General features: G+C 65.9%; 25 protein-coding genes. 9 read left to right on the forward strand and 16 right to left on the reverse strand.

Features of this window, described 5'->3' with window-relative positions:
- The first annotated feature begins 47 nt into the window (after positions 1–47).
- The 3 genes from F5544_RS08960 to F5544_RS08970 all read left to right on the forward strand — a co-directional run bounded on the left by F5544_RS08960 (position 48) and on the right by F5544_RS08970 (position 2,547).
- Positions 48–1,763, forward strand: coding sequence for a sensor histidine kinase (locus tag F5544_RS08960; RefSeq protein ID WP_167472756.1), 1,716 nt, complete (start codon positions 48–50; stop codon positions 1,761–1,763).
- A gap of 133 nt (positions 1,764–1,896) precedes the next feature.
- Positions 1,897–2,187 (forward strand): hypothetical protein, encoded by a 291-nt coding sequence (locus F5544_RS08965; protein ID WP_167472757.1) that lies wholly within the window; start codon positions 1,897–1,899, stop codon positions 2,185–2,187.
- A gap of 12 nt (positions 2,188–2,199) precedes the next feature.
- Positions 2,200–2,547, forward strand: coding sequence for a DoxX family protein (locus tag F5544_RS08970; RefSeq protein WP_167472758.1), 348 nt, complete (start codon positions 2,200–2,202; stop codon positions 2,545–2,547).
- A gap of 207 nt (positions 2,548–2,754) precedes the next feature.
- Here F5544_RS08970 and F5544_RS08980 read toward each other — a convergent pair whose 3' ends face one another.
- Genes F5544_RS08980 through F5544_RS08990 form a run of 3 tightly spaced genes read right to left on the reverse strand, consistent with a single transcriptional unit; the run spans position 2,755 to position 4,320 of the window.
- The gene (locus F5544_RS08980) at positions 2,755–2,988 is read right to left on the reverse strand and encodes a hypothetical protein (RefSeq protein ID WP_238847164.1); all 234 of its coding nucleotides are present in this window, start codon (positions 2,986–2,988) and stop codon (positions 2,755–2,757) included.
- The gene (locus F5544_RS08985) at positions 2,981–3,661 is read right to left on the reverse strand and encodes an SGNH/GDSL hydrolase family protein (RefSeq protein ID WP_238847165.1); all 681 of its coding nucleotides are present in this window, start codon (positions 3,659–3,661) and stop codon (positions 2,981–2,983) included. The genes F5544_RS08980 and F5544_RS08985 overlap by 8 nt, the downstream gene beginning before the upstream one ends.
- 41 nt (positions 3,662–3,702) lie before the next feature.
- Positions 3,703–4,320 carry an HAD family hydrolase gene (locus F5544_RS08990; RefSeq protein ID WP_167472759.1) on the reverse strand — a complete coding sequence of 206 codons (618 nt, stop codon included), beginning with the start codon at positions 4,318–4,320 and terminating at the stop codon, positions 3,703–3,705.
- A gap of 262 nt (positions 4,321–4,582) precedes the next feature.
- Here F5544_RS08990 and F5544_RS08995 point away from each other — a divergent pair, with 262 nt between their 5' ends.
- The 3 genes from F5544_RS08995 to F5544_RS09005 all read left to right on the forward strand — a co-directional run bounded on the left by F5544_RS08995 (position 4,583) and on the right by F5544_RS09005 (position 7,556).
- A complete protein-coding gene (locus tag F5544_RS08995; RefSeq protein WP_167472760.1) occupies positions 4,583–6,136 on the forward strand; it encodes a prenyltransferase/squalene oxidase repeat-containing protein in 1,554 nt (517 codons plus the stop codon).
- Between the two features lie 179 nt (positions 6,137–6,315).
- Positions 6,316–7,158 carry an SAM-dependent methyltransferase gene (locus tag F5544_RS09000; protein WP_167472761.1) on the forward strand — a complete coding sequence of 281 codons (843 nt, stop codon included), beginning with the start codon at positions 6,316–6,318 and terminating at the stop codon, positions 7,156–7,158.
- 35 nt (positions 7,159–7,193) lie between these two features.
- A complete protein-coding gene (locus F5544_RS09005; protein WP_167472762.1) occupies positions 7,194–7,556 on the forward strand; it encodes a hypothetical protein in 363 nt (120 codons plus the stop codon).
- Here the strand turns inward: F5544_RS09005 and F5544_RS09010 are convergent, their stop codons facing one another.
- The 3 genes from F5544_RS09010 to F5544_RS09020 all read right to left on the reverse strand — a co-directional run bounded on the left by F5544_RS09010 (position 7,557) and on the right by F5544_RS09020 (position 9,777).
- Positions 7,557–7,892 (reverse strand): hypothetical protein, encoded by a 336-nt coding sequence (locus F5544_RS09010; RefSeq protein WP_167472763.1) that lies wholly within the window; start codon positions 7,890–7,892, stop codon positions 7,557–7,559.
- Between the two features lie 290 nt (positions 7,893–8,182).
- Positions 8,183–9,262, reverse strand: a complete 1,080-nt coding sequence (locus F5544_RS09015; RefSeq protein WP_167472764.1) for an esterase/lipase family protein — start codon at positions 9,260–9,262, stop codon at positions 8,183–8,185.
- Positions 9,259–9,777, reverse strand: a complete 519-nt coding sequence (locus F5544_RS09020; protein WP_167472765.1) for a nuclear transport factor 2 family protein — start codon at positions 9,775–9,777, stop codon at positions 9,259–9,261. The genes F5544_RS09015 and F5544_RS09020 overlap by 4 nt, the downstream gene beginning before the upstream one ends.
- Positions 9,778–9,887: 110 nt before the next feature.
- Between F5544_RS09020 and F5544_RS09025 the strand changes: the two genes are divergently transcribed.
- Positions 9,888–10,847, forward strand: coding sequence for a GlxA family transcriptional regulator (locus tag F5544_RS09025; protein ID WP_167472766.1), 960 nt, complete (start codon positions 9,888–9,890; stop codon positions 10,845–10,847).
- Positions 10,848–10,942: 95 nt separating this feature from the next.
- Here F5544_RS09025 and F5544_RS09030 read toward each other — a convergent pair whose 3' ends face one another.
- From F5544_RS09030 to F5544_RS09060, 7 genes are all read right to left on the reverse strand, one after another.
- Positions 10,943–13,495: a lanthionine synthetase LanC family protein gene (locus F5544_RS09030; protein ID WP_167472767.1), complete on the reverse strand. Its 2,553-nt coding sequence runs from the start codon at positions 13,493–13,495 to the stop codon at positions 10,943–10,945.
- Between the two features lie 64 nt (positions 13,496–13,559).
- Complete coding sequence (locus tag F5544_RS09035; protein WP_167472768.1) at positions 13,560–13,730, reverse strand: hypothetical protein; 171 nt, start codon at positions 13,728–13,730, stop codon at positions 13,560–13,562.
- A gap of 12 nt (positions 13,731–13,742) precedes the next feature.
- Complete coding sequence (locus F5544_RS09040; RefSeq protein ID WP_167472769.1) at positions 13,743–13,919, reverse strand: hypothetical protein; 177 nt, start codon at positions 13,917–13,919, stop codon at positions 13,743–13,745.
- Between the two features lie 28 nt (positions 13,920–13,947).
- Positions 13,948–14,106 (reverse strand): hypothetical protein, encoded by a 159-nt coding sequence (locus F5544_RS09045; protein WP_167472770.1) that lies wholly within the window; start codon positions 14,104–14,106, stop codon positions 13,948–13,950.
- Positions 14,107–14,368: 262 nt separating this feature from the next.
- Complete coding sequence (locus tag F5544_RS09050) at positions 14,369–15,775, reverse strand: pyridoxal phosphate-dependent decarboxylase family protein (RefSeq protein WP_167472771.1); 1,407 nt, start codon at positions 15,773–15,775, stop codon at positions 14,369–14,371.
- Between the two features lie 11 nt (positions 15,776–15,786).
- Positions 15,787–17,256: a pyridoxal phosphate-dependent decarboxylase family protein gene (locus F5544_RS09055; protein ID WP_203217507.1), complete on the reverse strand. Its 1,470-nt coding sequence runs from the start codon at positions 17,254–17,256 to the stop codon at positions 15,787–15,789.
- Complete coding sequence (locus tag F5544_RS09060) at positions 17,256–18,593, reverse strand: ATP-grasp domain-containing protein (RefSeq protein WP_167472772.1); 1,338 nt, start codon at positions 18,591–18,593, stop codon at positions 17,256–17,258. The genes F5544_RS09055 and F5544_RS09060 overlap by 1 nt, the downstream gene beginning before the upstream one ends.
- 197 nt (positions 18,594–18,790) lie before the next feature.
- Between F5544_RS09060 and F5544_RS09065 the strand changes: the two genes are divergently transcribed.
- Positions 18,791–19,318, forward strand: a complete 528-nt coding sequence (locus tag F5544_RS09065; RefSeq protein WP_167472773.1) for a hypothetical protein — start codon at positions 18,791–18,793, stop codon at positions 19,316–19,318.
- Positions 19,319–19,410: 92 nt separating this feature from the next.
- Positions 19,411–20,544, forward strand: a complete 1,134-nt coding sequence (locus F5544_RS09070; RefSeq protein WP_167472774.1) for a glycoside hydrolase family 5 protein — start codon at positions 19,411–19,413, stop codon at positions 20,542–20,544.
- Positions 20,545–20,550: 6 nt separating this feature from the next.
- Here F5544_RS09070 and F5544_RS09075 read toward each other — a convergent pair whose 3' ends face one another.
- From F5544_RS09075 to F5544_RS09085, 3 genes are read right to left on the reverse strand one after another with little or no spacing between them, the layout of a single operon-like run.
- Positions 20,551–21,846, reverse strand: coding sequence for a cation:proton antiporter (locus F5544_RS09075; RefSeq protein WP_167472775.1), 1,296 nt, complete (start codon positions 21,844–21,846; stop codon positions 20,551–20,553).
- Positions 21,843–23,198 (reverse strand): cytochrome P450, encoded by a 1,356-nt coding sequence (locus tag F5544_RS09080; RefSeq protein WP_167472776.1) that lies wholly within the window; start codon positions 23,196–23,198, stop codon positions 21,843–21,845. The genes F5544_RS09075 and F5544_RS09080 overlap by 4 nt, the downstream gene beginning before the upstream one ends.
- Complete coding sequence (locus F5544_RS09085) at positions 23,195–24,283, reverse strand: alpha-hydroxy acid oxidase (RefSeq protein WP_167472777.1); 1,089 nt, start codon at positions 24,281–24,283, stop codon at positions 23,195–23,197. Before F5544_RS09085 ends, F5544_RS09080 begins: the two co-directional genes overlap by 4 nt.
- Positions 24,284–24,285 lie beyond the last annotated feature (2 nt).

The following is a 24,285-nucleotide window of genomic DNA, read 5'->3' on the forward strand; positions in this document are numbered from 1 at the left end:
CGTAGTTCGCTTGCTCTCGCGGCCCTACCTGGTATGCAATCTTGGGCGTGTCTTTTTTGCCCCGCTGCACCGGGTACCTGTTCTTGATCCTGATCACGGTGTCGGTGTCGATGAATGGAGCTGGGGCGGTACCGGCGATTTGCTGTGCGGCGCAAGCCGTTCTGCTCGTCCTGGCGCAGCGGCGGTCCGGCGGCCGAGCGTGGATACTGCCGATCCAGCTGCTGGTCACCTACCTGCCGTTCGCCTTGTCGACCGGGGCGGTGAATCTCGACGGCCTGCTGGCGGCCACGGTACTGTGGTGTTTGCCCCTGCGCTGGGCAAGGTTCGGGTTCCTGCTGGTCGTCGCGGTCTCCGGCGGCATACACGGCGGACGGCACGACTACCTCTATGCCGCGGTGACCACGGCTGCGATCGGCCTGGTGGTCTATGTGCTGCTGCGCCTTCCGATCCTGATCGACGAGTTGCGCTCGAGCAGGCATGAACTCGCCGAATTGACGTTGGCGCGGGAACGTCTGGAGGCGACGCAGCGGCTGCGTGCCGCGCTCGGCGACCGGCTGACATCCGTGATCGACCTGCTACAGCGGGCGCGTGCGGCGGCGGATCCGCTGCGGGCGCGGGACGCCGTCGGCGCGGCCGCGAGCGCCACCCGGGAGATCATCGGCACCGTCCGGCAGACGGCGATCCGGCAGGGCGCCCTCACCAGGCTGCCCCCGGACTCGGCGACTTCTCGACTTGCGCCGCAGCTGACGCTGGTCGCGTTGGTCGTCGGACTGGCGGGGTGGACGGTGATCGAGGCCGTGGAGATCGGGCGACCGTACTGGCCGACCGTACTCGGTGGCGCGACGATGTCGATTTTGCTCCTGGGCCAGTTGTTTTGGCCGCGGTGGGCCCGGCGTCTGCTGCTCGTCCAGGCGGCGGCCACATTGGCGCCGCTGCCGTGGGTGGGCTCGTGGTCCGTCTGGCTGATGCTGCTCGCGGTGTCGGCCCTGCTGTCGCTGTCCGGTATGCGCGCGGCGATCGCCGTCGCCGGTCTGTTCGCGCTGCGGGCCGCGTATTCGGTGCCGACCTCGGGGCTGTCCGGCCACGGCAACTGGATCATTCCCGCCGCCGAGGCCACGCTGGTGCTGTACGGGCTCGCGCGGTTCCGGCAGCTGTCGGTGCGGCTGAACGAGGCGCGCGCGGCGCTGGTGCGGATGACGCTGCAGGTGGAGCGGCTGCGCATCGCCCGCGACATCCACGATCTACTCGGCCTGACGCTGTCGGTGCTGGCATTGAAGAGCGACCTCGTCGCCGAGCTGGTTGTCCGCGACCAGGACCGGGCGATCGCTGAGCTCGATCAGGCACTGCGGATCGCCGCCAACGCCAGAACCGAGGCGATCGCGCTCGTCGACGACAACACCGCCCGCTCGTTGCGGCACGAACTGCGGCTGGCCGCACAGGCACTCGCCGCCGCGTGCGGCGACGTCGACGTGGCCTATGACGAGGATCTGCCGGAGCGGGCGGGTGCGGTACTCGCACCGGTGGTGCGGGAGGCGGTCACCAATGTGCTCCGCCACAGCGCGGCCACCCGGGTGGCCATCGAATGCCGACGGCACGACGGCCAGCTGCGCCTGAGAATCCACAACAACGGCGCCACCGGCGAGCCCGATTCCGATGGGCAGGGTCTGCGCAATATGCGGGCGCGGGTGACCGGTGCGGGCGGATCCTTCGCGGCCTCGGGCACCGGCGACGAATTCCTGCTCACGGCGCTCATTCCGTGCTGACCTCGCCGATGTGCAATTTGCACGGTGCCGACACTGCGGGTCGCACGTCGGACCGGTGCCCGCGGCACTACTGACGGCGTCGCCGCGATGTGAGGCTTTTCGTTGTCACCGAGACAATGAAGGAGCCCATGTCATGGCCGTGATGAGAGTGCATCGGTACCGCGTTGCCGATGCCGATCTCGACGCCCTGCTGGCGCAGCGCGCCACCTTGATCGACGGAATCCGCAGGGCCGTCCCAGGATTGACCGAAACTCGGCTGACCCGCCTGGAAGACGGCAGCTACACCGACACCTGGCGCTGGGAGTCGGCCGAGCGGATGCTCACCGCGCTCGCCGCGGCGCAGGGCTTCGCGCTCACCGCCGCGACGATGGCGTTGACGGCGGACGCGACCGCGCAAAACGGCGAAATCATCGACGAGCGTTAGGACTTCAGCACAATGAATATCGCCTATCACATCGTCGGCGTGGTGGCCGCCCTCTGGATCGGCTTCTCCGGTTATTCGCTGTTCGCCCAAAAGGAATTCGTCGTCGAGCCGCTCGTCGAATACGGGGTGCCGAAGTCCTGGTGGAATTGGCTCGCGTTGGCCAAATCCGCGGGCGCGCTCGGCTTACTCGCCGGATTCTTCGTCCCGGTGCTCGGAATCGCCGCCGCTGTCGCGCTGATCCTCTACTTCCTCGGCGCGGCGGCCACCACCATCCGGGCGCATTCGTACCGGACCACGGTGTTCCCGCTGCTGTATCTGGCACCCGCCGCCGCGACCCTCGTCCTGCAAGTGATCCGATAGGAGCATCGTGATGTCCCGCGCGAGAAGTACGACGACGATCAGATCGGCGCGCTGATCTCGTTGATCGCCACCATCAACGCGTGGAACCGGCTGAACGTGATCTCCGGTCAGCTCGGCGGAGGGTACGTCCCCGGCCAGTGGTGAACGGGCTGAGCCCATTCGGACATCCGAATGGGCTCAGCCGGAATACACTGCGGCGCAACGCATTCAGCTCTGCGCCGCCTTCGGCAGCAGGAAGACGACGATGCCCGCCAGCCCGGCGATGGCGAACGTCCCGAACGACGCGACGGCGAGGGCGTGGCCCGCGGCGGCGGCGCTGCTCACCGACTCGGGATGGAACGACGCGACGAAGACCGCTCCGATAACGGCGACACCCAGCGCTCCGCCGCACACCCATGGGATGGCGACAACCGGCCTGCTGACCGACCGTTGGTTACTCACCACGACCTGAACCTCCTAGGAAACCGGCCAGCTTCTTGACCATCTCGGCCGCCATGACGGCCTGACCCGAGGTCGAGAAGTGGATGCGGTCGGCGCTGAGCAGGTTGTCGCGGTCGTTGACCGGGTGATCCCACATGTCGACCACGAGTGCGTCGTATTCGGCGGCGAGCCCGCGCACGATCTCGTTGACCGCGGCGACCCGCTGCGCCCAGCCAGGGAATACGGGTACGACATACGCCCTGCCGAGGGTGAAGGTGGTCAGCAGAGCGCCGGTGCCTTTCGCCAGGTCGTACATCCGCCGAAGCGTTCGGGCTATCGCATCGAAATCCGGTGTGCGCCGGACGATGTCGTTGGCCCCGCAGGGCAGGTGCAGCAGGTCCGGTGCGAATTCGACGATGCGGGCCGCCTGGTGTTCGAGCGTCCGTTCGGTCGTAGCCCCGATTTCGGCGACGTTCAGGTATCGCAGATCCGGCCGGACGGACCGCAGCGCCCCGGCGACTCGGTCCGGCCAGCCTTGGTCCCGGTAACCCTCGGTGGGATCGCCGGTTCCGGCCGAAAGGCTGTCGCCCATAACGGCATACCGGCCCCACGGGGCGCCGGTCAGCAGTGCCGTGGCCGCTGTCTGGTCCAAGCAAAAGGGGTCGCTCGCTTCGGCGAGCATGTGTGGGTTCACCCGGTAGAGAATACGTACGGCCGTATGTTCTTTTCAAGAGGTTAGTGCGCGATAGCTTTCCGGAATGCGAAATCTGTTGCGGGGGAGCGGTTTTCCCGACGCACATCGACGACGGTCATGCCCGCGCCGATGGCCGCATCGATTCCCACGGAGGAGTTCTCATAGGCCAGACATCGGCCGGGAGCCACGCCCAAGCGTGCGGCCGCGAGCAGATACGCCTCCGGCGCCGGTTTGACCGCGCGGACGTGTTCCCTGGTCACGACGGCGTCGAACAGCGTTGCGATACCGGCGATCTCGAGTCCCGCACGCACCAGTTCGGCGTAGTTCGCCGAGGCGACGGCCAGTCGCGCGCCCGCCGCCGCCAGCTCGACCGCGATCGCGACCACCGGAGTCGGCCGGATCTCGTCGCGATGGTCGAGCCAGTAGCCGAGTGCGGTGGTGGTCAGCTCGTCATCGGAACAGTCGAGGTGGATCCCGAAATCGGTGCCGAGGCGGGTCCGCAACCGCGCCATGGAGACCAATGGTTCGGCGGCGCACCACTGCCACGGCGGATGAGCGCCGAACCGGGCCAGCGCCGCGAGCGCCGCATCGACACCGAGCCGCTCGGTGTCGAGCAAGGTGCCGTCGAAGTCGAATATGTACCCGTCGTAGGTCGGCATGATTTCCTCACGACGAAACCTCGTGACCACTGGATACGGATTACCGAATACGCTACGGCAAACCCGAAAGGGGCAAAAGCCGCAATCGCCGACCGCTGTCGCGACGAAGGTGGGTACAATTGGCGCACAGCAAATTTCGAGTTCTTGAAGGTCGAGCGGCTACACCGAGATCCCGATCGGCCCGGCGCGCGAAACTCGACTTCCCGGGGCCCGATGTTGCGATGCCCGCAGCCCAAGGTTCCTACGATCGTGGGGGTCAACGATGCGACCTGCGATACCCACCTCAGCCCAGGCGCCCTGGCCCCATGAACTCTTTTCCGCCGCCATCGACGGCGCGACCGCGCGGCTGCGGTCCCATCTGCTGGCCCGCGTCGGCCCCGACGGCGCGGTGCGCGACACCTGCCGCAGCCGAATCCTCGAGTCGGTGCTCGCGCTCAACCTGTTGGAGCGCACCGATTCACAACCCGAGCGGCGCGCCCGCCTCACCGGCTATCTGCGGGCACAGACCACAACCGACCCGCTGGCCCGAATCCTCGTAGACCTGGCACTCACCCGCGCCGCGGTAGATCCCCCCGCGGGACTGGCCGAGGCATTCGTCGCTCAGGCGCCCAGCTTCACCGGCGCCCGCAAACACGCCATGCTCGATGCGATCTTCGCCCTGTACGGCCTCATGCCCCGTCGCCCGCTCGATCCGGCGGCCTTCGATCTGGCCGGCCTGCACTGCTGGGCCAGGGTGCAGGTCACCGCCGTGAAGATCGTTCTCGCCGACGCCACCGGCCGTCGCGACCGCATCAACGACGACGACGTTCGGACACTGCTGGAAACCCAACGCCAGAGCGATATTTGGGAAAACAACGTCCTGCTCCACCTGTGGTCGCTGCACGCCCTGCACCGCCTACCCGGCACGGAAAGCGTTGTGGCCGAAGGGATTGCCAAAGCCGTTGCGCACCAACAGGAAGACGGTGGAATGCCGTTCGTCGGCGACGCCGACATCTGGTGCACCGCCAATGCCGGTGTCGCGCTTGCGATTACCGGAGCCCCACGCGATGTCCTGCACCGAATCGCCGCACATCTGCTGTCGCAGCAGCAGCCCGACGGCGGCTGGTCCTACACCGACCTGGCGCATCAGACCGACGTCGACGACACCTCGGTCGTCGTCCAATTCCTGGACATACTCGATACCGGCAGGTATCGCGAAGCGATCCGCCGGGGCGAGCAATCGATGCTCGCGGTCCGCAACCCCGACGGTGGATTCCCCACCTATATCGCCGGGGCGGCGTCGGAGGCCTGTATGACCGCCGCCGTGGTGGACGCGCTCACAACACGCTGGCAACGCCATCGCGACGTCATCGTCTCCGGGCTCGAATTCCTGGCGGGCCAGCAATGCGAGGACGGATCCTTCCCGCCCGCCTGGTCCAGCAGCCGCCTGCACGCCGTCTTCCGCGCATTGCTCGCGGCCACCCGCAACCCCCGCCATCAACCCGCCTATCTCCAGCAGATGATCAAACGAATCATGACCCTCGTACTGGACGGTCAGAATCCCGATGGCGGCTGGGGTCAGCAATCCGGGGAACCCAGCGACGCGATCAGCACCGCCTACGCCCTCATCGCCCTGTGCTGTCAGGACGATCCGGGACCGGCCGTGCGCGCGGCGGCCTACCTGCTGACCTGCCAGCGCGAAGACGGCGGCATCGACTCCATCTCCGATTCGGTCGGGCCGCGACCGGTGCGATTCACCGTCCCGGTCCTCGCCGACATCTTCCCGCTGCTCGCACTCGGACACCTCGCCCACCGCATCGCGAAGCCCGCTGCCTGACCACCGCGCGTCCAATCGGGTCCAGAATCAGGCCATCGGATCGGTCCAATTCGCGATATGCCAGGGGTTCACCGGAATATCCTGTCTTCCTGAACTTTCGCGAGCCGCCGCGAACCGGCGGTAGGTAGGTGTGGTGAGATCGGCAGGTCCTGCGCGACCACCCGCGGAGAGGGAACGTCATGTCGGATAGTCGCGGGCGGATAAGCTCCCGTTTGCCGACGAGTATCAACACGAACAAAGCGCACGAGGCCCGGTTCTACGATTACTGGCTCGGCGGGCGAGACAACTATCCGGTCGATCGCGCACTAGGCGATCAGATCGCCACCCATGTTCCCGGCATTCGAACCATGGTGCGGCACAACCGTTCCTTCCTCGGCCGCGCGGTGCGCTACGCGATGACCGAACTGGGCATCACCCAGTTCCTCGATATCGGCACCGGCCTACCGACCGCGCGCAACACCCACCAGGTGGCCCAGGACGTGAACCCGGCGGCGCGAATCGTCTACGTGGACAAGGATCCGCTCGTCCTCGCGCATGCGCGCGCCCTGATGGTCAGCACGGAGGAGGGCAAGACCGCGTTCATCCACGCCGACCTGCACGACCCCGAATCGATCCTGACCGACCCGGCGCTCACCGACACCCTCGACCTCACCCGCCCCGTCGCCATCACGTTGACGTTGATAATGATGTACTTCCGCGACTCGGACGATCCCTACGGCATCGTCGCGCGGCTGCTCGACGCGGTGCCGTCCGGGAGCAGCCTGACGATCAGTCACCCCACCGCCGACTTCAATCCGGCGGCCGCGCAACGCGGCGTGCAGGCCTGCGAGCACGCCGGTATCACCATGGTCCCCCGCACCCGCGCCGAGACCGAAAGATTCTTCAACGGAATGGAACTCGTGGAACCGGGGGTGGTCACGTTGGAAGACTGGCACCCCGAACTCGCCGAGGAACCACTGTTCGAGGTCGAAGCGGGCACCGGACCCGCCTGGATCTGGGCCGGTGTCGGACGTAAACCTTGAGCCGAAACCCATTCGGGCAGTTCGGATATCGGAATGTGAGCAGGCCGAAGGCATTCCTGGCGGCATGGCTCGGTCTGGCCCTGATCGGCGTCGCGATCATCGCGTTCGGCGTGATCGCCTCGGTGACACATCTGTCCGGCGACGAGGGGCTGTGGCAGGCCGATGCCATTGCCAGCATCGGAACCGGACTGTTCGGGCTGCTGATCACGATCTTCGCCTTCCGGCGCCGCGAACGATGGGCCTGGTGGACGCTGTGGTTCTATCCCGTGTTCTGGCTGGCCCATCTGATCGGTGAGCTGCCACCGGGCAAGGACCACGTCCACCAGATCCTGTTCATCGTCATCTCGCTGGCCGCGTTGCTCGGCACCATCCCACACTTCTTCCGGCGGGTTACTTAGTCAGCCTTTGCCCATCGGCTCGGCGGACTTGCTGCCCTCGCCGTGTTCGGCGCGCTGCGCCTTGATCTCGGCCTGCCACTTCTCGAAATCGGCACGCATCACGGTGATCTGACCCTCGATGGCCTCCCTGGTGTCCGACCACCACTTCTGCGCGGCCTCCCGCAGCTCCGCCGTGGTCTTCTCGAATTCGGTCTTCTCGCGGTCGAGGGTGGCCCCGAGCTCTTCCCGCCGAGTCTGCAATACGGCGCGATTCTTCTCCCGTGCCGCGGCGGACGACTCCTCGAACTGCTTCACCCTGGCCGCGAGATCCATCAGCGATTCCGACAATGGTTTCATATTTCTGCCCTCTCGAATTGCATTATCCCGCACCGGGATTCGGTGCGACACGCATCAATCGTGCCCTCCGAGTTCGTCCGGTCCAAGGGCAGAACGTCACCTGATGTCCTCACATCCGATGCGATGGCTCAGCCGGTGTGCTGCTTCGCCCCCGGGCAATCGAGCCTGGAATCCGTTGGCTTGGTTGCCCGTTGCGGGGCCGAATCGAGACCGTCAGGTCGGTGGCTGGTCGCTGCCGCCAGCCACCGACCGACGCCTCAGTCACCTCCTTTCGGTCGCAACATCGAGATTCAGAGCAGCCAGGGGTTGCCGGTGCATGCCAGGTCGGGATGGGCGACCGGGTCCAGTGCGTGCAGCGCGATCGATATGGCTCTCGGCGAGAAGAGCATCGAGTTGTGGTCGGAGGTGTCCTGTGGGCAACCGTCTTGCAGGACAACGTTATCGACGGTCGCGCCGGGTCCCGGCGTGAGGAACGTCTTGTCGAACGGGGTGGACACCTCGTCGTAGCGGTCGCCGACGATGGTGTAGTCGACACCCGGCATGGTGTCGCCGCCCTCGTTCAGCTCCAGGATCACCGGCGAGTCGTACACCTGCTGGATTCCGCCCGCGCCCATGGCTTGGGTGAACGGCACATGCAGATCGATGACGCCGGGCGGGAGTTTGCTCTGGATGGCCAAGATGAGCGTGCCGAATCCGTCGAGCGAGGTGCCGTGATTGGTGCCACCGTAGGTGATGAGGTGTTTGACCTTGTTGCGGGCCGGATCGTCAGGGTTCGCGCCGCCATTGAACTTCAAATACCGGCGTGCCTCCACGGCGCCCTGAGAGTGCGCGATCATATCCACCTGATCGGCGCCGGTCGCGGCGAGCACACGGTCGACGAAGACGGCCAGTTGTCCGGTCGACTCCGGGATGTCACCGGTGGCGCCGGGTAGTAGTGCGTCGAGTCCGGGCCCGGGGACATTGGGGCGACCGAAATTGAAGGTGAATACGCAGTAGCCCGCCCGCGCGAGTTGTGGGGACATGCCGGCGTACGCGCCGTAGGCGTTCGCCCAAGTTCCGTGCACGAGTACGACCGGGCGCGGATGGGCGCCGTCGGGTTTGCATCCCCAGTTGTTGGCGCCCTGCGGCGCGACGTCGGGGTTGAAGAACCCGTAGGCGAAGGCGGCCGTTTCGTCCGGCAGTTCCGGGCCGTATCCGATGGTGTCGGCGGAATGCGAGCCCGCGTATCCCGGTGCGACCCGGGGCGGATTCGGGATCGGCTCGGCCGATGCCACCGCGGTGCTCACGCCGAACGTCGCGGACGCGGCCAACACGGCGCAGATGATTCGGTTGACCGACTGCGCCACAGCCGGTTTCGCGCCGCGGCTCATCGCCGCACTCCGATCCCGTAGCCGGGGACATTGATCCCCGGCACATCGGCGCCCAGCGCGATCGCCTGGCTGAGCACATTGTGGTACTGCTTCACCGAGGCGATGCCACCGTCGCGGAAGCAGACCTCACCGACGAACTCGGCGTGATAGCCGCGCCCGCTCTCCCGCGCCGTCAACCGGCCATCGACCTCGGCGAGCCAGGCGTGCTCGGACGCGAACGGCCGGACCGCGATGCTCGTCACCAGCCCGACACTCCACAGCTCGGCCGTCCACGTCATCACGATGTCGCGCAGTTCGTCGCGTCCGACGGCGCGCGCGGGCAAACCGGGCAGCTGCCACGGCACGTACATCACCACGTCGTCGGTGACCATATTCAGCACCGGCTCGAAGTCCTGGACGAACATCAGCTCGTAAAACCGTTCGACCGTTGCGCTTTCGTGTGTCGCGCCGATGTTCGCGCGTCGCCGATCACGTCCGGGTCCCCAGCGCCGCGGGAAGGTGGTCATGCTTGTCATCACGTAACTCCCTTCGGACAATCCGGCCGAGTTGGTCGGTCGATCAATAGTCCTGGGCAAATTGATGGCAAACGAGTGGCGGGCTTGCCGCCTTTCGATAAGATCGCGACATGCGAGTAGTCGCGATCACCATTCCCGACGGTGTGAACGCCTTCGATGCGGTCTCCGGCGGCCAGATCTTCGCGGCAGCCCGGCTACCGGACGGCTCTCCCTGCTATGACGTGCGGTTTTGCGGTGAGCCCACCGATGCGCTGGCATCCGGTCAGCAATGCTTTTCGTTGCGACCGAAATGGCCATTCGCCGCCGTCGACGAGGCGGACACCGTGATCGTCCCCGCCGCCGCCAGCATCTTCGACCCACCCGCCCCGCGGCTGGCCGATGCCATCGAGCGGGCCGTGGGCCGCGGCGCCCGGGTCGCGTCGATCTGCACCGGTGCCTTCGCACTGGGCGCCCTGGGCCTGCTCGACGGACTCCGCGCGACAACTCATTGGCAGTACTGCGACGAGCTTGCGCGACGGTATCCGCTCATCGAGGTCGACCCCGCGGTACTTTTCGTCGACAACAACACGATCCTCACCTCGGCGGGCGCGTCCGCGGGCATGGATATGTGCCTGCACATGGTCCGATGCGATTACGGATCGGCGGTCGCGACCGAAACCGCGCGCCGCATCGTGATGCCACCGCAACGTGCGGGCGGCCAGGCCCAGTTCATCAACCGCCACGTGCCGCCGCAGGGCGCGACGGCATTGCAGCCCGTGCTGACCTGGATCGAGGAACACCTCGAAAACCCGCTCACGCTGGCCGATATCGCCAACCACGCCGGACTCAGCATTCGAACCCTGCAGCGCCGCTTCCGAACTCAGCTCGGCACGACCGCGCTGCAATGGCTGCTGAGCGCCCGCATCCACCGTGCACAGCAACTGCTGGAGACCACCGACCTGCCGATCGAGCGCATCGCCGACGAATCGGGCTTCGGCTCGGTGGTGACGTTGCGGCACCACTTCACCCGTACTGTCGGCACGGCGCCTCGGAATTATCGAAGGACCTTCGGGGCTCCTTCGGCGGTTTAGCGTCCGGTCTGGACGGACAAAACCAGGCGATTTCGGCGAGTTTTCCGCTTATTCGCGCTAGTTTTGTCCGCCTAGGCCGGTGTCCCGAACCAGGGTCAGAACGGTCCGATCGTGGGAGCGGGATCCCCGGTGTGCAGGCGGCGGACGAAGCCGAGGATTCCGGCGCGGCCCGACGCCCAGGACATGTTGGAGGACTGGTCGGTTGGGCGACGGGGGAGGTCGTCGGGGTTGTCGGTTATGCCGCGGAGGAGGAGTTGGGTCATGGCGGAGTGGGCCGCCTCGGTGAAGCGGGCCTCGGCGGTGATGTCGGCGAGGCGCAGAACGAAGTCGCCGACGCCCGCGATACCGCAGCAGGCGGTGGGGTGGGACAGGTAGGGGATCCACTCCGCGCATCTGTCGCCCGCGGCGACGGCGAGGTCCAATGCTTCTGCGTCGGAGCGGCTTTCGGCTATGTCCAGGAGCGCGTTGCCGATTCCGGCGAGTCCGCGGCACCACGAGACGCACAGGGGGACAGCGGTTGTCCGGCCCGAACGTTCGATCAGCTGACGAGTTTGCCGGTACAGCACCGGAGTTCGGGTGTCGATCCCGGAAAGCTCCGGTTCGATGACGCCAGCGCGGATCATATGCAGCAGCGCGGTGATGATTCCGGCCTGCCCGTGTCCGAGCCCGGCGGTGGTGTCCATTCCGGCGGCGACGGGCAGATCCTCTGCGGGATACCGTGATTCGGCATCGGAGTGATCGGACAGCGCTTGCGCGCACTGGCGGGCCACCGCGAGGTGACGGTCCCGATCGTCCGGAACGGCCTCGGCGAGCAGGCAGTGTCCGAGTCCGACACCGGCCGCGCCGACGATGATATCGTCCCCATACGGTCGCCAATCGGCCGCTGGCCACGCCAAATCGGTTGGCAGTGTTGGTATTTCGATCCCATCGGCGCGGACGCGGCGGAGCATGATCTCGATGCCGGTCGAACCGACGAACAAGCCGGGTTTGCTGCGCACCCAGCTCGCCGTCGCGGCGGTGAATTGGGCCAGGCGGCCGACGGCTGCGGCGACATCGGGGCGATGCAGGTGGTGTCGGAGTTCGAGGGCGACGCCCGCGCCGCCGCGGTACACGTTCACCTCGGGCCACTCGCCCGCCGTTTCGAGCATCGTGTCGACCTCGGTGAGGATATCGTCGACGAGACGATCGGCGAGCTCGGCAGGCTCCATTCGTGTGATCCGGTCCGGAGTTCGGAATCCGTTGAACTGCCGCGGTTTTCCGGAACTCAGGATTCGTAGCGCCGCGGTTCGGCGATCGATATCCGCATCGAGCAGACCGGCGACGCAGCGTATCGAGGGCGGCGGCTGGTCGCCGTAGATCCGCCGGATGGTCTGCAGTGCGCGCATGCGCGGCGCGTCCGGGTCGGGTCCGCCCATGACCGGAACCGCGCCGGTCGCGGCGAACAGCAGCGTCATGCCGAGGGCGTACATATCGTCGGCGGGCGTGGCAGGCGCACCGGCCAACTGCCCCTGCGGCGAATATCCGGGGGTGCCGCCGGTGAAATGAATATCGTCGTGACCGCTCAGCCCGAAATCGATGAAGGTCGGCGCACTGGTGGCCTCCCGGATGACGACGTTCTTCGGCGACAGATCGGTGACAGTTATTCCGCGGTCGTGGATTTCGAGCAGGATGCGCGCCAAACGTTCCGCCAGCCGGTCGAGCGTCCGCGCTTCCCGATCCGCTTCGGACCTGGCCGGTCTGTACCGCCCATTGCGCGGGACGTCTTCGGTCAGATCGTGCTCGCCGTCGCAGCTGGTGACCAGATATTCATCGGATCCGTGCCGGAAATGATCGAAAAACCTTGGCACACCGTCGATTCCGGCGAGACGCTGGAGGACGAGCCGTTCGTTGCGCAGCCGCAGGCAGGCGTCCTCGCCGGAAGGGGCTTCGGCGGTGTAGGCGCGGGCCTGCTTGACGATGACCTGTTCTCCGGTGCGAATATCCTCGGCGCGATAGACATTGCCCTGGCCGGATTGTTTGAGACCGTCCGTCGGGCGATAGTGGTCGCCGAGGATTTCGACCGGGCGGTCGTCGCTCGCGCCGAACGGATCCTCGGCCCACGGCGGTTGCTGATATGCCTGTTTGGCCAGCCCGTCGAAGATTTCGCCGTTCGGCCCGGTCATTCGGGTATTCAGGCTGCCGTCGGATTCCGCGACCAATTGTCGCTGGAATGGGCCGTAGCGATAGTAGACGGGAGCGTCCGGACTGACGCGTCGATCGGAGAGGATCCGCGGTCCGGTTTCACCCCGGAGCAGTTCTGCCAGCTCTTTGCCGAGGCTCTGGATCAGTGCGAGGTCCGGATATACGGTGAAGGCTTTGCCGATCGATCCCGAGGCGTCTCTGCCCTCGTTCAACGACATCAATACCTTCGACGATCGCGCCAATTTGAAATTGCAACCGGCCGCCAGCAGCGCCGGGACCACTATCCGCGCGATCCGCTCGAACTGTGTGCTGCGAGCCGAAATATGTAGTTTCCATCCGTGCTCGGGCAACCTGACGTCCGGATTGTCCACGTATAGCCAAACCGGCGATCGACGCAGGCGGCGGCCGTACCCGGCCGCCGCCCACGCCACGGCCCGCTCGATTTCGGAGTGCTCGGCATCCTTCATGCGAACACTGCTCCTTCAGAATTACCGTGCACAGTACCGATCATCGATTATCGGGCTGTATCAATCAATTGAATTCGAAATGGCCGGTGCCGATGCAACCCCACGATTCCGGATCGCAATAGCTGGTGTGCGGACATGCGACCGCGTACAGCTGATCGACATCGCCGAAGGTGATATCCGGTTCGACCGTGGTCGAGCCCGCATCGCGGGGAGCCAGTTCAAGCAGGGTTTTCATTTCAAATATCTTTCACTCGTTGGTCGGTGCGATACAGCTGTGGTAGCAGTACGCCGAATCGGTCCCGCAATAGCAGCTGGTGAGGCATGCGTTCACCTCGTGCAACTGAAGTGTGTCGGGGAATTCGATATCCGCTTCGACTGTATCCGAGCCCGCGCATCGCGGGGCCAGCTCGAGCAGAGTTGTCATGACAAAGTAATTTTCTCTCGTCGGGTTATCAGGCGGTGCCGAAACAGGCATCCGTGCCATACACGCAGTACGCGGATTCTCGGCATGCGTTCGCTCGGTGCAAATCATAAGGACCGGAGAATTCGATATCGGTTTCGACCGTATCCGAGCTCACAAAGCGAGGGGATAATTCCAGCAGTGCTTCCATTTAAATACCTTCATTCGTGAAACACGGTGAATAAAGACCCATGGCAGCGCACGGCGCAAACCGTTACGGTTGCCAAGGGGGTGTGGAATGACTGGTGGTCCCGGACGACTCGCCAGCCTCGACCGACGGTCCCGGATCGACTCGTCTGCCCAAGTGGTCTGCCAATCATATGACGTCCTACGAATCCGTGTCAACGGCAAGGTTTTTCGTGGCCAATGCGATTCGGTGCCGCCCGCACGCCGGTCGGATCGGGTGAAAAGCCCTATCGCCGTGGTGCTTTCACAGAGCCGATCCGAGAGTCCGGGCCCGAGCTGTACTTCCGCGCCAACTCGCGCAGCCGGAAGAGCAGTTCCGGTGTAGCCGAAAGGCTTTCCGGTTTCATCAGCACGCTGCGGAGGATGCGAGCGTCCGGGCGATCGGGCGTCACACCGGTATCGCGGAGCGCGAAATCGTTTGCCCGCACACGCAGTAACGCCACATAGACCGGATCGGTGTCGGTCATGCCCGCTGTCATGAGAGCGGCGGATGCGGCGTCCAATGCGGTTAGGGTTCGCGGCTGGGCGGGGTAGTAGGTGACGATATCGAGGTCCGGCTCCTGATACAGCCGCAACACCGGGTCGTGGCGCAATTCCGCCGCCCAGCGCAATGCGGCCTGCCGACCAGGGGTCAGTACCGCGCCCAGGCCGTCGGGGGTGAGTGGGAAGACCCGCAATGTGAGCCACAGTGCCGCGGCGGCCGCGCCGGATCGCGAACACTCGAGGCTCAACTCGCCGGGATGCAGCTCGCCGGACGTGAAATAGGTGTAAGGGGAGTCGTGCAGGAAGAAGCGGCCGACCTCGGCGTCGCGATACAGCACGGCCCCGCAGCCATAAGGTTGCAGTCCATGTTTGTGCGGGTCGACGACGACCGAGTCGCAGTCTCCGATGGCCCGCCACGGAGCCGGATCGAGAATCGAGGCATCGCTTTCCGCGATTGTCTTGTGGAAGCCCCCGTAGGCGGCATCGACATGAACCCGGACCCCGTGACGACGGGCGAGGGGGAGGATCTCGTGCACCGGGTCGACCGCACCCAATGCGGTGGTGCCGACGGTCACGACCACCGTGCCGACCCGTCCGGTGCGCAACGTCTGCTCGAGCGCTGCGAGGTCCAGGCGGCCGCGTTCGTCGACCGCGACGGGGTAGGCCGGAATATTCAGGACGTGACACATTCGGGCATGGGTGTAATGGGCGTCGGCGCTGAACGCGACACCCGCGCTCGGATGGCTTTCGCGAGCGACGTAGAGCGCCTGCAGGTTTCCGAGAGTGCCGCTGGATGTCAAGTGGCCGAAGGGAATCGGCAACCCGAACATGGCGGCCAGCTGTTCGATGACCTCCCGCTCCAACGCGGCGGTCGCCGGACCGCCGTCCAGCGCATGGTTGTTGGGATTGGCCAGCATCGCAGTCAGATAGCCGAGGGCCGCGACCGGATGCGGCGGCTTGAGCATCTGTCCGACGTAGCGCGGATGAAAGAACGGGTAGGTGTCACGCAGCCGCCCGGCGAGTTCGGCGAAGGCGTCGCCGAGCCGTTCCTCGTCCACCGCACATGCCGGATGGGCGGCGAAATCCGGCCAGCGGCCGGTCCATTCCCGGTGGGCGGCCACCGACCGTGGCAGCCAATTCGCGAAATCCATTCGATGCCTTACTATTTCGGGCCAGCCGCCGCGGCGTTGATCCGCGCGGCGCGGGTCCGGCCGCATTCGGCGACGTGATCGAGGGTGTCCTCGACGTGCCGGATGCTGGTCCGCGGGTTGATCGTGCACATGCGCAACACGGTCTCGCCGCGCACCACGGTGGTGGTGATCATGGCGAACCCGGCCTTCAGCACCGTGTCGGCCAGCTCGGCCTGGAAAGAATCGAGGTCGTGGCCGGGTGCGACGCCTGGCGGACGGTACCGGAAGGTGACCACACCCAGCCCCGGCTCGCTGGCCGGTTCGAGATCGGGATGGTGGGCGATGACGGTGGCCGCGTGCTCGGCGAGCGCGATCCCTTGGTCGATGGCGTCGCGGAAAGCGTTGGCGCCGAAGGTTTTCAACGACAACCACAGTTTGAGCGCGCGCAGCCCGCGGGTTTGTTGCGGGCCGTAGTCGGACAGATTGGGTTCTCGCCCATCGGATTCGGCGACCGCGAGGTAGCCGGTGTCGAGAAAGTGCCGGGCCATCGCGAAGGTTTCCTTCAACCGCTCGGGTCGGCGCAGCAGGACACAGCCGAGTTCGTAGGGCTGGAAGAGCCATTTGTGCGGATCGAGGGTCAGCGAATCGACACGGTTCAGGCCCGTGGTCATGCGGCGGCCGCGGGCGGTGGCCGCGGCCGCCGCGCCGAAGGCGCCGTCGGCGTGCAGCCACAATCCATATCGTCCGCAGATGTCGGCGAGGTCCTCCAGCGGATCCACCGCGCCGGTGCTGGTGGTGCCGACCGTCGCGACGACCAGAAACGGGCGCAATCCAGCGTCGCGGTCTTGCCGAATCCGTTCGGCCAACCGAGCCGGGTCCAGCCGGAGCCGGTCGTCGGGCGGCAGGACCACGAGCTGGTCACGTCCGATGCCGATGATGTGGAGCGCGCGGGCGATCGAGGGGTGTGCCTGGGTCGAGCAGTAGGCCCGCGCCCCGGTGAGATCGCCGCCGAGCAGGCTGTCCCGTGCCACGGTCAATGCCGTGAGGTTCGCCATCGAGCCGCCGGAGACGAACAATCCACCGAAACCCGCGTCGAGGCCGAGTAATTCGCGCAGCCAACGCAGCGTGACCAATTCCAGTTGGGTGGGCCCGGAGCCGACCAGCCATGCCCCCGGCACCGACAGAAACGCTGCCGCGAGCGCGTCCGCGAGCACCGCCGGATAGTTACCGGAGGTCGGCACGAAGGCGAAACACCGCGGATGGTCGGAGTGCATACCCGATGGCAGCGTATCGGCGGCCAGTCGCTCCAACAGCCCCACCAGATCCTGGCCGTGTTCGGGAATGGGCTCATCCCAATCCCTTTCGAGGTCTCGGCGGGATCGGCGGATGAGCACCGGTCCGAGCTCACCTGCGTTCATGCGCTCGATGATCAGCTCGATGCCGCGGTGACCCGCCGCACGCATCTGGTCGTCCGGCAGGGTCAGCGGCGGCAGGCTCGGCATCACGACCCCTCGACGTAGGCGGTTACGGCGGTTACCCATTCGGCCGCGGCCGGGGTGAGTCGCGGGTGTGCCCGCAAGCTCGCTACGGGTTCGGCGATTTGGATCAGCACGAGCTCGTCTCCCAGCCGCACCTCCGTTCCGGATTCGGTCTGCGCCCACAGCAGTGCGTGTCCGGCCGAAAGATCTGTCAGACAACGGGTTTCGCCGGGCACCGGGATATCGTCGATCAGCCGGTATGTTCCGGATTCCGGCAGTGCGCCCAGCCGCCGGTCCCGGTCGGCATGCACCACCAGTTGGCCGAGCGTCGGCACCGGCGCCGTGACGGTCTGGACCGGCAACTCCGGCAGCAGGCAGGTGAGTACGTGCAGACCGAGACACGGCAATAGGCCCGCGCATTGTTCGACCGCCTGCACCAACGACACGACCGTCTGGAATCGGGGATTGATTTCGATGGCCAGCGGCCGATTCCGTTCCAGCACCAGATCCAGACCGAAAATTCCGCGAAATCCGCGGCGGCGCAGCCGATCTCCTACTCGAGCCGCGGCCGCGCGGATGGCCTCGTAGCTGCCGTCGGGCAGATCGGCGGGTGCGATGAGCTGATTGCCGCAGTGCGCGCCCCAGACGGTGGTCAAACCGGGGATGCCGACCAGTTGATGTGACACGGCCGATACGATCGTCGCGTTCCCGGCGACGCACGCGGTGACGGTCACCGAGGGACCGTCGACGTACCGGGCCACTCTCAATTCCCTTCCGGCCCAGTCATCCAGGCATTCCTGCAATTCCCGGTGATCGCGCGCCGAACGGGTGCCTCTGCCGATCAGATTGTTCTCCCGACGCTGCACCACCGCTGCCTGCCAGCCGTCGAGCCAGTACTGTCTCGCGGCGGCACGATCGTTCGACGGCACCCGCACGAATTCCGGTGTTTCGACATCGGCTTCGGCGAACAATGCCATCGCGTCGAGTTTGTCGGCCGCGATCGCCGACGCCGCCGGGTCGGGCGCCAGTAATGGCAAATCTCTGGCCGCGGCCCAATCGCGGGCCGAGGGGCCGTGTTCGGGGGCGAACGCCACGCACACCCCGCGCCCGGCCGCAGTACCACACCCATCGGCATTCGAAAACGGTGCGACCGTATACAGTTCGGGCCCGCGTCCGGCATCGAAGGCCGGGCGAGCGGATGCGGCCAAAAACGGCGAACGGTCCAACCAGTGAATCTCGTCGACCGCTGCCGCCAATAGGTCCATACCCTCGTTCAGGTCCAGTCCGTCGATTATCGCGAATTTCTGTGCTGGAAGGCCGGACTCGGCCGTGTCGCAGCCGGTCGCCTGGCTGATCGTCATAGCCCGCGACTCTATCCGAGTCATGCTCTCGAATGAGGGATGCCGCTCGGCCGGAAATTCGCTGGAAATTCAGGCGATTTGTGCCGAAGGCGAGGGGGAGATTTCTGGACCTCATCGGTGGAATGGCCGTATCGATCCTGATTTCGAGTGCGGTGAATGCGTGTTGCCGCGGTGCGGTGCTGCTAACTTCATGAGCCATGATCAATTCACGATTGGTCGTGCTGACCACTTCCGCATTCTGTGCGCTGGCCTGGGTGCCGCTCGCGGGGACCGCCAACGCCGCTGTTGTGCTCGCTTGCGATGAGACCGGCACCGTCACCTGGGACGGACAGGGAATCGGCGCCTCGCCGGCGAAAGTGCATTGGACCGACAAAATAAAGTTCGGCAATTGCACCGGCACGGCCGTCGATCAGGGGCAACCGACTCCGGTCAGCGAGACCGACGACGGTACCGAGACCGCCAGTTGCGGCGGGGAGACCACCGATAACACCAGCAAGGGGACGATCACCTGGTCCGACGGCTCCACCAGCGAGGTCGGCGCCGAGGGGCGGGCGAAGAACAAGGACGACGGATCCCGGCCCGGCGTGTTCCCGACCCGGATCCGCACCGGAAACTACCAGGGCAAAACGGCCACCGATGTCAATGCGGTGACCCCCGCCCCGGGCCAGAAATGCCCCGGCATGACCTCCGCCGCACTCGCGGGAACCTTCACGATCACTGACTGACCCCCCAGAACTGGGGATGGCGTTCTTGCCCTCTGCCGACGCGCGGCTTCATGATCTCTACCTCGGGTAGCTTTGTCCGGAAAGGAGCTTCCGTGCGTCGATCAGTCTCCCTGTTGGCCGGAATCCTGTTGGTAGCCAGTAGTTTTGCGATATCCGGCGAGGCCGGTGCCGCGCCGCAACCGGAGCGATTGCATGCGACTCCGGGACAACCGTTCGTCAACAGTAGCGGCCCGGTCACGTTGTTCGGGCCCAATGTTCAACCGATTTGGGATCCGAAGACGACGGATACATGGTCGCAGGGGACTTATCACGAGATCCGCCGCAAGGGGTTCACCGCGGTGCGAATGGTGTTGTTCTGGGACGATTTCGAGCCGCAGCAGGCTCAGTGGAACAAAACCGCATTCGATACTCTGAAGAAGGCGGTGGGGTATGCGAAGGATGAGGGGCTGTACGTCGTATTGGACTGCATCCACCTATACGGGGGCAATAACGACGGTAAGGGACGATTTCCGGCGTGGACTATGAAGGGGCCCAATAAGGATCTCCCGGCATTCGACCAAGCCGTGGCCGACGGTCTCGGCTTCCTGCAATACCTCGCCGGCGAGTACGCCAACGAGACCGCGATAGCCGCATACGACCCGATCAATGAGCCCTACCACGATCCGGCCGATCCGAACGGGCTGATGCGGGGTTACGCGAAGGTCGTCGACGCGATCCGGGCCAAGGACAAGAATGCGAGCATCATGCTCGAACCCTCCTACGGGGACGCCAAAGTGCCGAGCTCGGCGTTCACGCCGTTCAACAACAATCCGAACAACGCGCTCAACTTGATCTGGTCCATCCACGACTACTACCCGGGCGGGGCGGGTGAAGGCTACGGCGATGACGGATCCGCGACAACCCCGAACGCGTCACAGGGCAACGAAAACAACGGGCCCAACGATTTCACCGAATACAAGCCCGGACATACCGCCGACCTCGAAGCTCATCTGAATGTGCAACTCGATCTGACTCGAACCGTCGGATTGCCGCTGTGGATCGGCGAATTCGGCATCGCCTCCGCGAAGAAGGGGCATAACGACTTCATCGATGATTACGTGGCCCTGTTCAAGAACAAAGGGCTGGGATTCGCCTGGTGGGAGTACAAGGACGGCGGCAGCTTCCGGATGATCAACCCGGACGATGACAGCTGGCTCGACTGGGTCGACCGGCTGCTGCCGCGGTAGAGCCGGTTACGTGTCCTCTCGTACTGCCGAGAGCGCTCTGCGCGACCCCGCCGCGACCTGGTCCTCGATCAACTTGCGCGACTTGACTTCTCGTCGCTCCAGCCAGTTCAGGACGGGGACCGTCATGGTGGTGGTGACGAGGGCGACCAGGACGAGGGCGGCGAAGAGTTCGGCGGAGACGATGCCGGCTTGCAGTCCGACATTGAGGGCGACGAGCTGCATGAGACCCCTGGCGTTCATCAGGGCGCCGATGCGCAGCGCGACCGAATTGGGTTCGCCGCGCAGGCGGGCGGCGAGCCAGCAGCCGCCGAATTTGCCGACCACGGCCACCGCGACGGCGGCGATGCCGAATACCAGCACGGCCGGCTCGGTGAAGAGATCGAATCTGGTTTGCAGGCCCGAGTAGGTGAAGAACATGGGCAGGAAGATCACCCGCGTCACCGAATGTGTGCTGTGCACAACGTGTTCGGCGGCTTCGTCGCGCGGCATCGCCATGCCGACGCAGAATGCGCCGAACACCGCGTACAGACCGATCACATCGGTGAACCACGCGCCCGCGAACAGCACGGCGACCGTCACCAACAGTCGTGACTCGTCGTTCCAGCCCGGCCGGGACAGGCACCAGCCGAGCACGCGGCGGATGACCAGCAGCAACACCGCGACGAATATCAGCCCGCCACCGATCGCGAGCATGATGGGCCGGGCCCGGCCCGCCGCGGCGCTCAGCACACCGGCGAGCATGATCCAGGCGACCACGTCATCGGTCGCGCCCGCGGCCAATGACAGCGAACCGTATCTGGTCCCCGATATGCCGGTTTCGGTGATGATCCTGGCCAGCATGGGAAAGGCGGTGATGGCCAGCGCGACGGCGACGAACGCGACCGTCACCCCGAGCGGAACCCCGTCCACGAAGATCCCGACCCGCCCCTTCGCGCCCAGCGCCAATGCCAGGCCGAGTACGAACGGAACCAGTACGCCCGCCGCCGAGATCGCGATCGCACTCGCTGCCAGTCCGCGCCCGGCATGTTTACGGAACTCGTATCCGGCGTGAAACATCAACGCCACCACGCCGATCTGCCCCGCGACGTACAGCACCGGACGTAGCTCACCGGGAAAGAGGCGCTCCGACAGACCGGGCGCGAGCAGCCCGAATACCGAGGGGCCGAGAAGTACCCCGGCGATCATCTCGCCGACCACCGCGGGCTGCCCGAACCGATTGAGGGCATACGAAACGAGTCGGCAGAACAACAGGATCACCACGGCGGCGACGAAGAACACCGGCGCGAGTTCACCAACGTTCACGACACACCAACCTCTCGATCGGCGAAGTAGTTGCCGCACAACTGCTTGCGCCGCGCGTCCCAGACCATCCAGCTGCCGTACACCAGCTGGATCATGCTGCGCGGCAAGGATTCCCAGCGATCACACAACCGCATCAGCATCAATCGCGCTGTCGGCCTGCGTGTTCCAATCGCACGCGGGGTGAGTAAACACGGCCCGCGATTGGGCAGCGATCGAGTGTGTTGCGCCGCGGAGTCCAACCGGTAGCGGCGCAGCACCTCTCGTGCGCACACCCGCATGGTGAGGGTGGCGAAGCCGCGCGCGGGGCAGGGCCGGTTGGCCGGGATGCCGAACGGAATATAGTGCGGCGGTTTGGATTCCGGTGCGATCCAGCGATCGGGATCGAACTCCTGGTGACCGGCGCCCTGCTGATAGCGCGGATAGTCGAACAGCAGCACCGACCCCGACGGTATGACGGGATGATCCGCGGTGCTCGCTATCTCCGCGGTCGTTATCCGGTGCGCGATGCCGAAAAGTGGATAATGCCAGAGCGTTTCGTCGATGACGCGGTCCAGGTACTCGTCGTCCGGTGCGGCGGAGAGACGTTCCTGCACGGCGGGATGGGTGGCGATGGCCAGCAGCAGATGTGCCATCGCCTCGGACATCTGCACCACCGCCGTATTGAAGAAGGTGCCCTGCAGGTAATACGCCTGCTCGTCCGGCGAGAGGGTGGCCGGGAGCGGTTCCGGCGGCCGGTCGGCGGCTATCCGCTTGCGCAGATAGGCCGTGAGCCGGGCACGTCGGTCCATGTGGCGCAGCCGAGTGCATTTCAGCGAGCTGACCACATCGTCGGCATTGCCGGTGATGAGATCTCGGGCGCCGACGGGACACGGTTGCCGGAAAACCAGTTCGTAGTACACCTCGGCCCAGATCGGCATCATCAGATCCCGCAGCCGGACCGAGCGGATCCGGCCGTCGGTGTCGTATTCGTCCAGCACCCGGCGGGTGCAGCGGCCGACCAGTTCGGCCCATTCCGGTTTGCCGAGCCGCGCCAGTATCCGCCGGGTGGTTCTGGCGACGTCGTCGTAGCGCGGGCCCGGCTCCAAATGTTCCTGGTGGACTTCGGCGCCCGGCGCCAGCCAGTACCAGAACAGGTCCGACAGCGCCGCACCCCTGCTGCGGCCGTTGGCGGCCGGATGTCCGTACAACCGCTTGAATCCGGCGATCGGCAGGTCGGCGCTCGGCGTCGTCATACCGGTATCGCCGTTGATCGCGGCGAAGATCCGCACCCGCAGCGCGACAACGGCGGGCGGCAGCCAGTACGGCAGACCGACCACCACCGGCACGGCGAGAAGAGCCCAGCGGGCGTTCATCGCGATACCTCGCGGACCAGATCGGGTGTCAGGTCGCGCGGTATCGCACCGCCGCACAGGGTCAACGCGTCGTCGAATTCCTCGCGCAGCAGTTCCAGCACCTGCCGCACACCGGTTTCGCCGCCGGCGGCCAGCCCCCACAGCACGGGACGGCCGATGCCGACCGCGGCCGCGCCGAGCGCCAGCGCCTTCGCCACATCGGTGCCGCGCCGCACCCCGCCGTCGAGCAGCACCGGAATTCGCCCGCCGACGGCGGCCACCACCTCGGGTAGCAGCTCGATGGTCGACGGCACGGTATCCAGTTGCCGCCCACCGTGATTGGAAAGCAGCAGGCCATCGACACCGCGCCGAACGGCCTCACGCACGTCCTCCGGATGCAGTAGTCCCTTGAGCACGATCGGCAGCGAGGTGATCTGGCGCAGCCAGTCGATATGCGACCACGAGATCTCCGGCGACATGACGATCTGCCGGACCAGGCCGGGCTCACCGTCGCGCATATCGCGCAGATTCTCGCAGGCCAAGCCCGGCGGCAGATCGGTGAAACCGTTGCGCACATTGCGTTCGTTGGTGCCGCGCGCCGGCGAGTCCACGGTGACGACGAGCGCCGCGCACCCCGCGGCCGTGGCCCGCCGCACGAGGATCTCGGTGAGTTCCAGATCCGGTTGGATATACAGCTGGAACCACAGGGTCGCGCGGTCGCCGGCGACGGCCCTTGCGGCGGCGGCCACCTGGTCCACCGCCACCGTCGCCGCCATCGCGACGATCATGATCGTATCCGCCGCCGCGGCGGCCCGAGCCGTCGCCAGCTCCCCATCGGGATGGACGAGTTTATGAAATGCGGTGGGCGACACCAGGATCGGCATACTCGATCGGCTGCCGAGCAGGGTGGTGTTCAGCTCGCGCTTGCTCGCGCCGCGCAGCATTCTCGGCAGCAGCCGCAGCCGGGTGAAGGCCGCCTCGTTCTCGCGCAGGGTGAGTTCGTCCCGGGCCCCGCCCGCGATGTAGTCGACGTAGACCGGGTCGAGCACGGCTCGCGCCGCGTACTCGATTTCGCGCAGGTTCAACGGATTCGGCAGGTCGATCATCG

The sequence above is a fragment of the Nocardia arthritidis genome (genome assembly GCF_011801145.1).
GTDB lineage: Bacteria > Actinomycetota > Actinomycetes > Mycobacteriales > Mycobacteriaceae > Nocardia > Nocardia arthritidis_A.

Coding starts and splice junctions, on each gene's coding strand:
- F5544_RS08965 (WP_167472757.1), top strand. CDS start 1,897: ATGGCCGTGATGAGAGTGCATCGGTACCGCGTTGCCGATGCCGATCTC.
- F5544_RS08970 (WP_167472758.1), top strand. CDS start 2,200: ATGAATATCGCCTATCACATCGTCGGCGTGGTGGCCGCCCTCTGGATC.
- F5544_RS08990 (WP_167472759.1), bottom strand. CDS start 4,320: ATGCCGACCTACGACGGGTACATATTCGACTTCGACGGCACCTTGCTC.
- F5544_RS08995 (WP_167472760.1), top strand. CDS start 4,583: ATGCGACCTGCGATACCCACCTCAGCCCAGGCGCCCTGGCCCCATGAA.
- F5544_RS09000 (WP_167472761.1), top strand. CDS start 6,316: ATGTCGGATAGTCGCGGGCGGATAAGCTCCCGTTTGCCGACGAGTATC.
- F5544_RS09010 (WP_167472763.1), bottom strand. CDS start 7,892: ATGAAACCATTGTCGGAATCGCTGATGGATCTCGCGGCCAGGGTGAAG.
- F5544_RS09015 (WP_167472764.1), bottom strand. CDS start 9,262: ATGAGCCGCGGCGCGAAACCGGCTGTGGCGCAGTCGGTCAACCGAATC.
- F5544_RS09020 (WP_167472765.1), bottom strand. CDS start 9,777: ATGACAAGCATGACCACCTTCCCGCGGCGCTGGGGACCCGGACGTGAT.
- F5544_RS09025 (WP_167472766.1), top strand. CDS start 9,888: ATGCGAGTAGTCGCGATCACCATTCCCGACGGTGTGAACGCCTTCGAT.
- F5544_RS09030 (WP_167472767.1), bottom strand. CDS start 13,495: ATGAAGGATGCCGAGCACTCCGAAATCGAGCGGGCCGTGGCGTGGGCG.
- F5544_RS09035 (WP_167472768.1), bottom strand. CDS start 13,730: ATGAAAACCCTGCTTGAACTGGCTCCCCGCGATGCGGGCTCGACCACG.
- F5544_RS09040 (WP_167472769.1), bottom strand. CDS start 13,919: ATGACAACTCTGCTCGAGCTGGCCCCGCGATGCGCGGGCTCGGATACA.
- F5544_RS09045 (WP_167472770.1), bottom strand. CDS start 14,106: ATGGAAGCACTGCTGGAATTATCCCCTCGCTTTGTGAGCTCGGATACG.
- F5544_RS09050 (WP_167472771.1), bottom strand. CDS start 15,775: ATGGATTTCGCGAATTGGCTGCCACGGTCGGTGGCCGCCCACCGGGAA.
- F5544_RS09055 (WP_203217507.1), bottom strand. CDS start 17,256: ATGCCGAGCCTGCCGCCGCTGACCCTGCCGGACGACCAGATGCGTGCG.
- F5544_RS09060 (WP_167472772.1), bottom strand. CDS start 18,593: ATGACGATCAGCCAGGCGACCGGCTGCGACACGGCCGAGTCCGGCCTT.
- F5544_RS09065 (WP_167472773.1), top strand. CDS start 18,791: ATGATCAATTCACGATTGGTCGTGCTGACCACTTCCGCATTCTGTGCG.
- F5544_RS09080 (WP_167472776.1), bottom strand. CDS start 23,198: ATGAACGCCCGCTGGGCTCTTCTCGCCGTGCCGGTGGTGGTCGGTCTG.
- F5544_RS09085 (WP_167472777.1), bottom strand. CDS start 24,283: ATGATCGACCTGCCGAATCCGTTGAACCTGCGCGAAATCGAGTACGCG.